Origin of the sequence: Pedobacter nyackensis, from assembly GCF_900176505.1 — a bacterium.
GTDB classification, from domain to species: Bacteria; Bacteroidota; Bacteroidia; order Sphingobacteriales; family Sphingobacteriaceae; genus Pedobacter; species Pedobacter nyackensis.
The window spans coordinates 94,173-106,283 of sequence record NZ_FWYB01000002.1 but is presented as its reverse complement, the minus strand read 5'-3'; the positions used below and the strand labels follow the sequence as shown (position 1 = coordinate 106,283).

Below are 12,111 nucleotides of genomic sequence, written 5' to 3'. Positions count from 1 at the left end.
GAAAACACAATGAGAAAGTCAAAACCAAAAAAGAGAATCATTCTTCCTGATCCAAAATTTAACGATGTTCAGGTGACCCGTTTCGTAAACAACATGATGTTTGACGGAAAGAAATCTATCGCTTATTCAATTTTTTACGATGCTGTAGAATTAGCAGAAAAAAAATCTGGCGAGAATGGATTAGAAGTATGGAAACGTGCTTTAACTAATGTAATGCCTGCAGTAGAAGTAAAATCACGCCGTGTTGGTGGTGCTAACTTCCAGGTACCTACAGAGGTTAGACCTGACCGTAAGATTGCTTTAGGTATGAAATGGTTAATTTCATATGCACGTAAGCGCGGTGAAAAAACAATGAAAGAGAAATTAGCAGGTGAAATCGTTTCAGCGGCTAAAGGTGAAGGTGCAGCAGTGAAGAAAAAAGAAGATACGCATAAGATGGCTGAAGCCAACAAAGCGTTCTCTCATTTCCGTTTCTAATTATTAGAAAATCATAAAATGTCAAGAGATTTAAAATTTACAAGAAATATCGGAATCGCGGCTCACATTGATGCGGGTAAAACCACAACTACTGAGCGTATCCTTTATTACGCTGGGGTAAACCACAAGATTGGTGAGGTTCACGAAGGTGCATCTACCATGGACTGGATGGTACAGGAAGCTGAACGTGGGATAACAATCACGTCTGCAGCAACTACTGTATTCTGGCCTTACCGCGGTAACAAATATCAGGTAAACGTTATCGATACTCCTGGACACGTGGATTTTACCGTAGAGGTAAACCGTTCATTACGTGTTTTGGATGGATTGGTATTTTTATTTTCAGCAGTTGATGGTGTTGAGCCTCAATCTGAAACTAACTGGCGTTTAGCTAACAACTATGCAGTTCCACGTATTGGTTTCGTTAACAAAATGGACCGTTCAGGAGCTGACTTCTTAAAAGTTGTTAAACAAGTAAAAGATATGCTGGGTAGCCATGCAGTTCCTTTACAATTACCAATCGGTGCTGAAGATAACTTTACAGGTGTTGTTGATTTGATCAATAACCGTGGTATCGTTTGGAATGAGCATGATAAAGGTATGACCTTTACTGAAGTGCCTATTCCTGATGATATGATTGAGGAAGTTGCACAGTGGAGAGAGAACTTATTAGAAGCTGTAGCTGATTATGATGAGTCATTAATGGAGAAATTCTTTGAAGACCCTAATTCAATCACTGAGCGTGAGATTCTTGATGCATTGCGTAAAGCAACTTTAGATGCGAAAATCGTTCCTATGGTTTGTGGTTCATCTTTCAAAAACAAAGGTGTTCAAACTATGTTGGATCTGGTTATGGAATTATTGCCTTCGCCAATGGATGTTGATGGTATCACTGGTACCAACCCAGAAACTGGTGAAGAAGTAACTCGTCAACCGGATATTAAAGAGCCTTTCGCAGCTTTAGCGTTTAAAATTGCAACGGATCCTTTCGTAGGCCGTTTATGTTTTATCCGTGTTTATTCAGGTAACTTAGAGGCAGGTTCTTACGTTTATAACGCACGTTCTGAGAACAAAGAGCGTATCTCTCGTATCTTCCAAATGCACGCTAACAAGCAAAACCCAATTCCTAACGTAGGTGCTGGTGATATTGCTGCTGTTGTTGGATTTAAAGATATCAAAACGGGTGATACACTTTGCGATGAGAAACATCCAATTGTATTAGAATCAATGGATTTCCCAGAGCCGGTTATCGGTTTAGCAATTGAGCCAAAAACTCAGGCTGACGTTGATAAATTAGGTATTGGTCTTGGTAAATTAGCTGAAGAGGATCCTACATTTAGGGTTCAGACAGATCAGGAAACTGGTCAGACTGTAATCTCTGGTATGGGTGAGCTTCACTTAGATATTTTGATCGACCGTTTAAAACGTGAGTTTAAAGTAGAGGTTAATCAAGGTGCGCCACAAGTTGCTTACAAAGAAGCAATCCATGGTACCGTTCAACACCGTGAGACTTATAAAAAACAATCAGGTGGTCGTGGTAAATTCGCGGATATCCAGGTTGTTATCTCTCCAATTGATGCGGATTACGAAAAAGGTGGTTTACAATTTGTGAATGAAATCACAGGTGGTTCAATCCCTCGTGAGTTTATCCCTTCTGTTGAAAAAGGATTTGCAGCATCTATGGCTAACGGAGTATTGGCTGGTTATCCACTACCAGACATGAAAGTTCGCTTAATTGATGGTTCATTCCACGCGGTCGATTCAGATGCTTTATCATTTGAGCTTGCTGCTAAAATGGCGTACCGTGAGGCGTTACCTAAGTGTAACCCTGTATTGATGGAGCCAATCATGAAAATCGAGATCCTTACTCCTGAAGAAAACATGGGTGATGTAATCGGTGACATGAACCGTCGTCGTGGTCAGCTTTTAGGAATGGACACTCGTAATGGTGCTCAGGTAATTAAAGCAACTGTGCCTCTTTCTGAGATGTTTGGTTATGTAACTCAGTTACGTACCATTACTTCTGGTCGTGCAACTTCTACAATGGAGTTTGATCACTACGAACCAGCTCCTAAGAACGTACAGGATGAAGTAATTGCTAAATCAAAAGGCAGAATTAAATCTGTAGATTAATAAATTGGTAGCCGGTTATTAATAGCTCTAACCGGCTGCTTTAATATATATATAACATGAGCCAAAGAATCAGAATCAAATTAAAATCTTACGATTATAACTTGGTAGATAAATCTGCTGAGAAAATTGTAAAGACTGTTAAGCCTACGGGTGCAGTAGTTAGCGGACCAATTCCGTTGCCTACAGAAAAGAAAATTTTCACTGTTTTGCGTTCACCACACGTGAACAAAAAAGCACGTGAGCAGTTTCAATTATGTGCTTACAAGCGTTTGTTAGATATTTATAGCTCTAACTCAAAAACAGTTGATGCTTTAATGAAACTTGAATTACCTAGCGGTGTTGAAGTAGAAATTAAAGTTTAATTATACTGACATTAAAAAGGCCTTCCCGATTATTTCAGGAAGGCCTTTTTTTTATACCGGATTTATTTATCTGACCCGGTTTGTTAATTCATCTATTTTGTTGCGTTCATCCTGAAGCTCGCGGGCAAGTTTTTTCTCTTTTTCATTTGCCTTTGTTTTGTAGGTCTGGTATTCCTGGGCAACTTCTTCATAAAGTGAGGAACGGTATTTTGCCTCATGTATATGTTTGGCGGAGCGGAGTATTATGACGGTAAGGGCTGCGGCCAGGCCAATTATCAAACTCCACACCATTGTAGTATAGGTGGACTTGGTAAATGATATGCCCAGAAAACTGATCTCATTCATTTTTGCGTTAGTGCTGGCCAGGGAATTTTCCTGTCCAGTGATTTGTGCTTTTAAATCAGCTATTGCTTTTTCATGTTCTTTGATTTTTCGACTGGTGCTGGCAAGCTGTTTGCGCTCAGTTGTGAGTGAGTCATTAAGATTTCTCCAGAAGGCGTTCATCCTTGCCGGATTTACCAGCTTGTATCCGCTTATGGTTTTAGCTTTTGCAAGCATCAGTTGGTACTGTCCTTTCAATGTTGGATCGAGCTTGGTGGTGTCTTGTGCTAGCTGTCCTTGAGCGCTAAGGCTAAGGATGAATGCCGAAATAATAGGGAGTATTGCTTTTCTCATAATATAAGGGATGTTTGTATGCTAATTTAACAATGATATTTAAATTTTATTGTGTTCGGACTGGAGATAGTATATTTGCAGCAATGTCGGTATTGCTGTTTACAGTTATAGTTTTAGTCGGAGCTTTCTTAGCTGGGTTTGTTGGCTCACTTACAGGCTTAGGTGGGGGAGTGATCATTATCCCATTGTTAACCCTTGGACTTGGGGTTGATATTCATTATGCGATTGGTGCGTCAATCATCTCTGTAATTGCCACTTCTTCAGGCTCTGCTGCCGCTTATGTAAAGGAAGGTATTACTAATATCCGGATAGGTATGTTTTTAGAGGTCGCTACGACCATAAGTGCAATCATCGGCGCCATTGTTACTGTTTATATTAACCCAGGCTACATCGCAGTTATTTTTGGTTTGATTTTATTATTTTCTGCGGCCATGATGGTTCGGAAAAAGATAGATCGGTCTGATAATGATACTTCGGGTAAGTTGGCTGTCTTTTTTAAACTGAATGGCACTTATCCTACGGCGCATGGGGCAAAGGATTATGCGGTTCATAATGTTGTTGGGGGGTTCGTGATGATGTTTGTTGCTGGTATTATATCTGGTTTACTTGGTATTGGTTCTGGGGCCTTAAAGGTTATTGCTATGGACAATATCATGCGGATACCTTTTAAGGTGTCTACTACAACGAGTAATTTCATGATGGGGGTAACTGCAGCTGCGAGTGCGGTTGTTTATTTTCATCGGGGGCAGATTGATCCGGGAATAGCGATGCCGGTAGCTGTTGGTGTATTGCTTGGGGCGACTATAGGTTCAAAAATATTGGTAAGAACACAAACTGATAAGTTGAAAGTTGTATTTGCTATTGTGGTTACTTTTTTGGCGATTCAAATGATTTATAATGGGTTATCCGGTAAGTTATGAGTAAGGAAATCAGAAACTTTTTTGCAGATAAGGATATACAGGTAATTCTGGGTACTTTGTTGCGGGTGGGGGTGATTACATCGATGAGTGTTGTGCTTGTTGGGGGGCTTATTTACTTGTTTTCCAACCATGCAAATGCGGTGGATTATGTGAAATTTGACTCTGGGAAGTCAGGCTTCTCTTCGATATCCGCGATTTTTGAAGGATTAAAGGCGCTGGATGGCGCTGCAATTATTCAATTTGGCACCTTATTATTGATTTTTACGCCGATAGCACGGGTTGTTTTTTCTATTTTTAGCTTCCTGATAGAGCGTGATTACCTGTATGTTTTGATTGGTTTAATCGTTTTGTCTATCATCTTATATAGTTTAAGCGATAAGTTAGTTGGCTAAAGCCTGATTTAATTGGGTGCTATCCAATTAAATCAAAATTTTAGCAGATATATGAAAAAATATTTAGCTAACTATTTGAAAATTAAGATTTCTTTCTTATTTTTGCCCTCCCTTAATAGGGATGTGTATCCACCTTGAACGAAGCCCTACTGCTTCGATGGGTGTTAAATTAAAAAAAGAAAATGTCAGGTATTATTGGAAAAAAAGTAGGAATGACCAGCATTTTCGACGCCGATGGAAGGAATATTCCATGTACGGTGATCGAAGCTGGGCCTTGTGTAGTTACACAGGTAAAGACCGCAGAGAAAGACGGTTACGTTTCAGTTCAGTTAGGTTTCGACGAAGCCAAAGAAAAGAACACTACCATGCCTCTTAAAGGCCATTTTGCGAAAGCAAACACTACCCCAAAACGTAAATTGGTTGAATTTGATCCGTTTGAGGAGTCGTTAAATTTAGGCGACACTGTAACGGTTAACATTTTTAACGAAGGTGACTTTGTGGATGTTGTTGGTACTTCAAAAGGTAAAGGTTTCCAGGGTGTTGTAAAACGTCATGGTTTCGGTGGTGTTGGTGGACAAACTCACGGACAGCATAACAGAATGCGTGCGCCGGGTTCATTAGGTGCTGCTTCGTATCCTTCTCGTGTATTCAAAGGTATGCGTATGGCGGGTAGAATGGGTGGTGACAGAGTAAAAGTTCAGAACTTACAAGTTTTGAAAGTTTATGCTGATCAAAACCTTGTTGTAGTTAGTGGTTCCATTCCAGGAGCTAAGGGTTCTTACGTAATCTTAGATAAGTAAGCAGATGGAAGTTAAAGTATTAAACATTTCAGGAAAAGAGACAGGTGCCAAGGTGCAACTTCCTGAGTCGGTTTTTGGCATAACGCCTGTTGACCACGCAATTTATTTAGATGTTAAGCAGTATTTGGCTAATCAACGTCAAGGTACGCACAAATCTAAGCAACGTAATGAGATTGCAGGTTCAACCCGTAAACTATACAAGCAAAAAGGTACTGGTGGTGCTCGTGCCGGAAGTATTAAATCTCCATTGTTTAATGGTGGTGGTCGCGTGTTTGGTCCTCAACCACGTGATTATAGTTTCAAATTGAACAAAAAGTTAAAATCATTGGCTCGTAAGTCTGCATTGACTTATAAAGCTCAGGACAACAACGTTGTTGTTTTGGAAGATTTCACTTTTGATTCAATCAAAACTAAAAACTACCTTAATTTAGTTAGTGCATTAAACTTGACTAACGAAAAGACATTGTTGGTTTTACCTTCACAAAATAACAATATCTATTTATCAAGCAGAAACATTCAGAAAGTGAAAGTAATTACTGCAGATCAGTTAAATACATATGATGTATTGAACTGTGGCAAGCTTTTGTTAACTGCTGATTCTGTTAAAACAATTGAGGAGGCATTTGCCAAGTAATATGGAATTTTTAAAGAAACCAATATTAACAGAGAAAGCTTCTGCATTAACAGAAAAGTCTAACCGCTTTACTTTTAAAGTAGAACACAAAGCAAATAAATTGCAAATTAAGCAAGCCATAGAGAAGATGTACGGCGTTAACATTTTAACCATCAATACAATGGTTGTAAATGGTAAAGTTAAGTCTAGAAACACTAAAGGCGGATTAGTTACGGGTCGTACCCCGAAATACAAGAAAGCTATTGTTAGCCTGGCAGCAGGAGAAACAATTGATTATTACTCGAATATTTAATAAGAATTGAATAATTTATAACTATGGGCTTAAGAAAATTTAAACCAGTCACTCCGGGAACCCGCTTTAGAGTAGGTGCCAGTTTTACGGAGATTACAGCAACCAAGCCCGAAAAATCATTGGTTGTATCTTCTAAGAAATCGGGAGGACGTAACAATACAGGAAAGATGACTATGCGCTACATGGGTGGTGGTCACAAAAAATCTTACCGTTTAATTGACTTTAAACGTGAGAAATTTGATATTCCTGCAACAGTAGCAACTGTTGAATACGATCCAAACCGTACCGCACGTATTGCATTATTACATTATGCAGATGGTGAGAAGCGTTATATTATTGCACCGGAAGGATTGCAAGTAGGGCAAAAAGTAGTGTCGGGTGATACTGCTGCTCCAGAAGTAGGAAATACTTTAAAATTGAGCAATATTCCTTTGGGATCTATTGTACACAACGTGGAGATTCGTCCAGGTCGTGGTGCTCAGTTGGCACGTAGCGCTGGTGCTTATGCACAATTAGCTGCTCGTGATGGTAAATATGCAACATTGAAAATGCCTTCAGGTGAAGTAAGATCAATCTTAGTTACTTGTTTAGCAACAATAGGAGCTGTTTCAAACTCTGATCATGCAAATGAAGTTTTAGGTAAGGCAGGTCGTAACCGTTGGTTAGGTCGTCGTCCGAGAACACGTCCGGTAGCGATGAACCCGGTAGATCACCCTATGGGTGGTGGTGAGGGTCGCTCATCAGGAGGTCAGCCTCGTTCAAGGAATGGTGTTTATTCTAAAGGATTTAAAACACGTTCACTTAAAAAATACTCAAATCGTTTCATCATAGAGAAAAGGAAGAAATAATGGCTCGTTCGATTAAAAAAGGACCTTATATTGACCATAACGTAGAGAAGAAAGTAGTCTCTATGAATGATTCAGGCAAGAAGTCTGTAATTAAAACTTGGTCTCGCAGATCAATGATCTCACCAGATTTTGTGGGACATACATTTGCAGTACATAACGGTAATAAGTTTATACCGGTATACGTAACAGAAAACATGGTTGGTCACAAGCTGGGAGAGTTTGCTCCAACCAGAACATTTAGGGGTCACTCTGAAAAGAAAAAATAATTAAGAGATGGAAGCAGTAGCGAAATTAAACAATTGTCCAACCTCACCACGTAAAATGCGTTTGGTTGTAGATCTTATCAGAGGTGAGCGTGTTGAGAAAGCTTTACATATTTTGAAGTTTACCAATAAAGAAGCAGCAATAAGAGTTGAGAAACTTTTATTATCAGCTATCAAAAACTGGGAAACTAAGAATGAAGGTTCTCGCCCTGAAGAAAGCCAGTTATTCGTAAAAACGATAATGGTAGGCGGTGGTCGTCAGTTAAAAAGACTTAGACCAGCACCACAAGGACGTGGTTACAGAATACGTAAGCGTTCAAACCATGTAACTTTGGTAGTAGATAGTAAAAACGTTGAAACTCAAACTAATTAACAGAAATGGGACAAAAAGCACATCCAATAGGTAACAGGTTAGGAATCATCAAAGGTTGGGATTCTAACTGGTTCGGTGGCAACAACTATGCTGATAAATTAGTTGAGGACGAAAAAATAAGAAAATACCTTTCTGTACGTATCGCAAAAGGCGGTGTAGCGAAAGTTGTAATTGAGCGTACGTTAAAGCGTATCACCGTTACAATCCACACTGCACGTCCAGGTATCGTAATTGGTAAAGCAGGTCAGGAAGTTGACAAGATCAAAGAAGAGTTGAAGAAATTGACTAAAAAGGAAATTCAAATCAACATTTTTGAGATCAAACGTCCTGAGCTTGATGCACAATTAGTAGCAGAAGGTGTTGCAAAACAATTAGAAGCAAGGATCTCATTCCGTAGAGCAATGAAATCTACTATCGCATCAACAATGCGTATGGGTGCTGAAGGTATCAAAATTATGACCTCTGGTCGTTTAGGTGGTGCTGAGATGGCTCGTAGCGAACAGTATAAAGAAGGAAGAATTCCTTTGCATACTTTCCGTGCAGACATTGACTATGCATTAGCTGAAGCTTTGACTACTTATGGTAAAATAGGTGTTAAAGTATGGATCTGTAAAGGTGAGGTTTACGGTAAACGTGATCTTTCTCCAAACATCGGTGCAACGAGCAATGCTCCAGGCAAAGGTGGCAGACCAGAAGGTGCTTTTGGTGGTAGAGACAGAGATAACCGTGGCGGTGGCGACAGAAGAAACGATAACCGCGGTGGTGGTAATCGTGGCGGAAGAGGCCCTGGTCAAGGAGGTCCTGGTGCAGGAAGAGATAATAGAGGCGGAAATACTCAAAACAGAGGTCCTCGTAAATAATTAGTTAACAGATCGTTTAACGATAATATTAGAATAAAATGTTACAGCCAAAAAGAACGAAGTTCAGAAAGATGCAGAAGGGCAGAATGAAAGGTTTAGCAACTCGTGGTGCTGAATTATCATTCGGGTCTTTCGGGATCAAATCTTTAGAGTCGACCTGGATTACCAGTCGTCAGATAGAGGCAGCCCGTATCGCCGTAACTCGTTTCATGAAACGTGAAGGCCAGGTATGGATTAGAATATTCCCGGACAAACCGGTGACTAAGAAACCAGCTGAGGTACGTATGGGTAAAGGTAAAGGTGCTCCTGAATACTGGGTAGCCGTAGTTAGACCTGGACGCATCATTTTTGAAGCAGAAGGTGTTCCTTTAGAAGTTGCTAAAGAAGCAATGCGTTTAGCAGCTCAGAAATTACCGATCCAAACAAAATTTGTAGTACGTAGAGATTACGTAGAGGCATAATTAGTGTAGGGTTGAATGTTGTAAGTAACTTGTTATTACAACCTCTGGACCCGCCAAATAAAAATTAATAAAATGAAGAACTCAGAAATTACAGGGCTTTCACAAGAAGAGCTAGTAGCCAGGATTGCAGAAGAGACAGAAAACTTAGTTAAGTTAAAGTTTGCTCATACAATTTCGGCTATAGAAAATCCAAGCCGTATCAATAAGGTTAGGAAAAATATTGCCCGATTAAATACTGAAGTGACTAAGCGTAAAGCTGAGTCTGCTACTGAAACTAAATAACTTTAGAGTCGAAATGGAAAGACAATTAAGAAAAACAAGAACCGGGTTGGTGGTAAGCAACAAGATGGATAAATCTATTGTTGTAGCGGTAGAACGTAAAGTGAAACACCCGATCTATGGTAAGTTTGTTAAGAAAACTACCAAATTTATGGCTCATGACGAGAAAAACGATTGCGGTATTGGTGATACAGTACTGATCATGGAGACTCGTCCGCTGAGTAAAAACAAGAACTGGAGATTAGTGGAAATTTTAGAAAGGGCTAAATAACATGGTACAACAGGAATCAAGATTAAACGTAGCCGACAATAGCGGCGCAAAAGAAGTATTGGTTATCCGTGTACTTGGTGGTACTGGAAAGCGTTATGCTTCTATTGGTGACAAAATCGTTGTTACCGTTAAAAGTGCATTGCCTTCTGGAAACATCAAGAAAGGAACAGTTTCTAAAGCAGTTGTTGTAAGAACAAAGAAAGAGATCAGACGTAAGGATGGTTCTTACATCCGTTTCGACGACAATGCAGCAGTATTATTAAATGCACAAGATGAGCCGCGCGGTACACGTATTTTTGGCCCGGTAGCGAGAGAACTGCGTGAAAAACAATTCATGAAAATTGTATCATTAGCACCGGAGGTATTATAAAATGAAAAATAAAGTAACTACACCAAAAATAAAAATCCGTAAGGGTGATTTAGTAAAGGTTATTGCCGGCGATTCTAGAGGTCAGCAAGGAACTGTGCTTTCAGTATTAATTACTAAAAGCAGAATTCTTGTAGAAGGTGTTAACCTTGTATCAAAACATACAAAACCAAATGCTGCTAACCCTAATGGCGGTATCATTAAAAAAGAGGCTGCTCTTCATATTTCTAACGTGGCGCTGATTGATCCTAAAACAGGTGCAACAACACGCGTTGGCAGAAAGCTTAATGCTGATGGGAAATTAGTTAGGGTATCTAAAAAATCAGGAGAGGAGATCAAATAATGACTTACGTACCAAGATTAAAAAGTAAATACAAAGAGGAAATTGTAACTGCGCTTAAAGATAAGTTCAATTACAAAAGCGTTATGCAGGTTCCTAAGTTAGAGAAAATCTCTATCAACCAAGGTGTTGGTCGTTTCTCTGTAACTGACAAGAAGATCATGGACAGTTCTATTTTAGAAATGTCTACTATCGCAGGTCAGCAAGCAGTTGGAGCGAAATCGAAAAAAGATATCTCAAACTTTAAATTGCGTAAAGGTATGCCAGTAGGTGTACGTGTAACTTTACGTGATAACAACATGTATGAGTTCTTAGATCGTTTAATTTCCGTAGCTTTGCCACGTATCCGTGATTTCAAAGGTATCAATGATAAAGGTTTTGATGGAAAAGGCAATTACACTTTAGGTGTGACTGAGCAAATCATCTTCCCTGAGATTAACATCGATAAAATCAGTAAGATTTTAGGTATGGATATTACATTCGTAACATCTGCTGCTACTGATGTTGAGGCATTGGAACTTTTAAAACAATTTGGCTTACCATTTAAAAATCAAAAAACAGAGCAATAATGGCAAAAGAAGGTGTAAAAGCTCGCGAAATTAAGCGCCAAAAATTGGTTGCTAAGTATGCTGAAAAGCGTGCAGAACTTAAAGCTGCAGGTGATTACGAAGGATTAGATAAGTTACCAAAAAACTCATCGGCTGTACGTTTGCACAACCGTTGTAAGTTAACTGGTCGTCCTCGTGGATATATGCGTACTTTCGGTATATCAAGGGTATTATTCCGCGATATGGCTTTAGCAGGAAAAATTCCTGGAGTAAGAAAAGCAAGCTGGTAATCCCAGCTTACTTGTATTTAGGGTTCAATTCCTTAAATCGTAAACAAAAACATTAACCGATGGCAGGTCGTCCCGAATAGGTAGGAAGGAAACCACTATCACAATTATATAAAAATGAATACAGATCCAATAGCAGATTATCTTACAAGAGTAAGAAATGCCATCAAGGCAAATCACAGAATTGTAGAGATTCCTGCATCGAACCTTAAAAAGGAAATTACTAAAGTACTTTTTGACAAAGGTTACATTGCTAACTACAAGTTTGAAGACACTACGGTTCAAGGAACAATCAAAATCGCTTTGAAATACAATGCGATTACGAAAATCCCTGCAATCCGCACGTTAACACGTATTAGCAAACCAGGTTTAAGGCAGTATGCCGGCGTAGATAATATGCCAAGAGTATTAAATGGTTTAGGTATTGCAATTTTATCTACATCTAAGGGTGTTATGACTGATAAAGAGGCTGCTAAACTAAACATTGGTGGCGAAGTTTTGTGTCACGTTTATTAATTAAAGGAGGATA

At 39.3% G+C, this 12,111-nt stretch carries 21 protein-coding genes; 20 read left to right on the top strand and 1 reads right to left on the bottom strand.

The window, feature by feature from the left end:
• Positions 1–9 precede the first annotated feature (9 nt).
• From rpsG to rpsJ, 3 genes are read left to right on the top strand one after another with little or no spacing between them, the layout of a single operon-like run.
• Positions 10–477 carry a 30S ribosomal protein S7 gene (gene rpsG, locus B9A18_RS04760; RefSeq protein ID WP_084287544.1) on the top strand — a complete coding sequence of 156 codons (468 nt, stop codon included), beginning with the start codon at positions 10–12 and terminating at the stop codon, positions 475–477.
• A gap of 18 nt (positions 478–495) precedes the next feature.
• Complete coding sequence (gene fusA, locus B9A18_RS04755; RefSeq protein WP_084287542.1) at positions 496–2,610, top strand: elongation factor G; 2,115 nt, start codon at positions 496–498, stop codon at positions 2,608–2,610.
• A 56-nt stretch (positions 2,611–2,666) separates the two neighbouring features.
• Complete coding sequence (rpsJ, locus tag B9A18_RS04750; protein ID WP_008244591.1) at positions 2,667–2,972, top strand: 30S ribosomal protein S10; 306 nt, start codon at positions 2,667–2,669, stop codon at positions 2,970–2,972.
• Between the two features lie 66 nt (positions 2,973–3,038).
• On the opposite strand, the gene B9A18_RS04745 is transcribed toward rpsJ, so the two are convergent.
• Entirely contained in the window at positions 3,039–3,647 is a 609-nt protein-coding gene (locus B9A18_RS04745) for a hypothetical protein (protein WP_084287540.1), read from the bottom strand.
• 83 nt (positions 3,648–3,730) lie between these two features.
• Here B9A18_RS04745 and B9A18_RS04740 point away from each other — a divergent pair, with 83 nt between their 5' ends.
• The 17 genes from B9A18_RS04740 (at position 3,731) to rpsH (ending at position 12,098) form a co-directional block, all read left to right on the top strand.
• The gene (locus tag B9A18_RS04740; RefSeq protein ID WP_084287538.1) at positions 3,731–4,567 is read left to right on the top strand and encodes a sulfite exporter TauE/SafE family protein; all 837 of its coding nucleotides are present in this window, start codon (positions 3,731–3,733) and stop codon (positions 4,565–4,567) included.
• Positions 4,564–4,959, top strand: a complete 396-nt coding sequence (locus B9A18_RS04735; protein WP_084287536.1) for a DUF1634 domain-containing protein — start codon at positions 4,564–4,566, stop codon at positions 4,957–4,959. The genes B9A18_RS04740 and B9A18_RS04735 overlap by 4 nt, the downstream gene beginning before the upstream one ends.
• 182 nt (positions 4,960–5,141) lie before the next feature.
• Complete coding sequence (gene rplC / locus B9A18_RS04730; protein ID WP_084287534.1) at positions 5,142–5,759, top strand: 50S ribosomal protein L3; 618 nt, start codon at positions 5,142–5,144, stop codon at positions 5,757–5,759.
• 4 nt (positions 5,760–5,763) lie between these two features.
• The gene (rplD, locus tag B9A18_RS04725; RefSeq protein WP_084287532.1) at positions 5,764–6,393 is read left to right on the top strand and encodes a 50S ribosomal protein L4; all 630 of its coding nucleotides are present in this window, start codon (positions 5,764–5,766) and stop codon (positions 6,391–6,393) included.
• Position 6,394: 1 nt separating this feature from the next.
• Positions 6,395–6,685: a 50S ribosomal protein L23 gene (gene rplW / locus B9A18_RS04720; RefSeq protein ID WP_084287531.1), complete on the top strand. Its 291-nt coding sequence runs from the start codon at positions 6,395–6,397 to the stop codon at positions 6,683–6,685.
• Between the two features lie 23 nt (positions 6,686–6,708).
• Complete coding sequence (rplB, locus tag B9A18_RS04715; protein ID WP_084287530.1) at positions 6,709–7,533, top strand: 50S ribosomal protein L2; 825 nt, start codon at positions 6,709–6,711, stop codon at positions 7,531–7,533.
• On the top strand, positions 7,533–7,799 hold the full coding sequence (gene rpsS / locus B9A18_RS04710; RefSeq protein ID WP_008244581.1) for a 30S ribosomal protein S19: 267 nt from the start codon (positions 7,533–7,535) through the stop codon (positions 7,797–7,799). The genes rplB and rpsS overlap by 1 nt, the downstream gene beginning before the upstream one ends.
• 7 nt (positions 7,800–7,806) lie before the next feature.
• The gene (rplV, locus tag B9A18_RS04705) at positions 7,807–8,169 is read left to right on the top strand and encodes a 50S ribosomal protein L22 (protein ID WP_084287529.1); all 363 of its coding nucleotides are present in this window, start codon (positions 7,807–7,809) and stop codon (positions 8,167–8,169) included.
• A gap of 5 nt (positions 8,170–8,174) precedes the next feature.
• On the top strand, positions 8,175–9,029 hold the full coding sequence (rpsC, locus tag B9A18_RS04700) for a 30S ribosomal protein S3 (RefSeq protein WP_084287528.1): 855 nt from the start codon (positions 8,175–8,177) through the stop codon (positions 9,027–9,029).
• A gap of 38 nt (positions 9,030–9,067) precedes the next feature.
• Positions 9,068–9,490 (top strand): 50S ribosomal protein L16, encoded by a 423-nt coding sequence (rplP, locus tag B9A18_RS04695; protein WP_048907441.1) that lies wholly within the window; start codon positions 9,068–9,070, stop codon positions 9,488–9,490.
• A gap of 72 nt (positions 9,491–9,562) precedes the next feature.
• Positions 9,563–9,772 (top strand): 50S ribosomal protein L29, encoded by a 210-nt coding sequence (rpmC, locus tag B9A18_RS04690; protein ID WP_084287527.1) that lies wholly within the window; start codon positions 9,563–9,565, stop codon positions 9,770–9,772.
• A gap of 13 nt (positions 9,773–9,785) precedes the next feature.
• On the top strand, positions 9,786–10,040 hold the full coding sequence (gene rpsQ, locus B9A18_RS04685; protein WP_048907439.1) for a 30S ribosomal protein S17: 255 nt from the start codon (positions 9,786–9,788) through the stop codon (positions 10,038–10,040).
• 1 nt (position 10,041) lies between these two features.
• Complete coding sequence (rplN, locus tag B9A18_RS04680; RefSeq protein WP_008244575.1) at positions 10,042–10,410, top strand: 50S ribosomal protein L14; 369 nt, start codon at positions 10,042–10,044, stop codon at positions 10,408–10,410.
• A gap of 1 nt (position 10,411) precedes the next feature.
• On the top strand, positions 10,412–10,750 hold the full coding sequence (rplX, locus tag B9A18_RS04675; protein WP_084287526.1) for a 50S ribosomal protein L24: 339 nt from the start codon (positions 10,412–10,414) through the stop codon (positions 10,748–10,750).
• Positions 10,750–11,316, top strand: coding sequence for a 50S ribosomal protein L5 (gene rplE, locus B9A18_RS04670; protein WP_084287525.1), 567 nt, complete (start codon positions 10,750–10,752; stop codon positions 11,314–11,316). The genes rplX and rplE overlap by 1 nt, the downstream gene beginning before the upstream one ends.
• Complete coding sequence (gene rpsN, locus B9A18_RS04665; protein WP_012780786.1) at positions 11,316–11,585, top strand: 30S ribosomal protein S14; 270 nt, start codon at positions 11,316–11,318, stop codon at positions 11,583–11,585. Before rplE ends, rpsN begins: the two co-directional genes overlap by 1 nt.
• 114 nt (positions 11,586–11,699) lie before the next feature.
• Complete coding sequence (gene rpsH, locus B9A18_RS04660; RefSeq protein ID WP_084287524.1) at positions 11,700–12,098, top strand: 30S ribosomal protein S8; 399 nt, start codon at positions 11,700–11,702, stop codon at positions 12,096–12,098.
• The last annotated feature ends 13 nt before the right edge of the window (positions 12,099–12,111 follow it).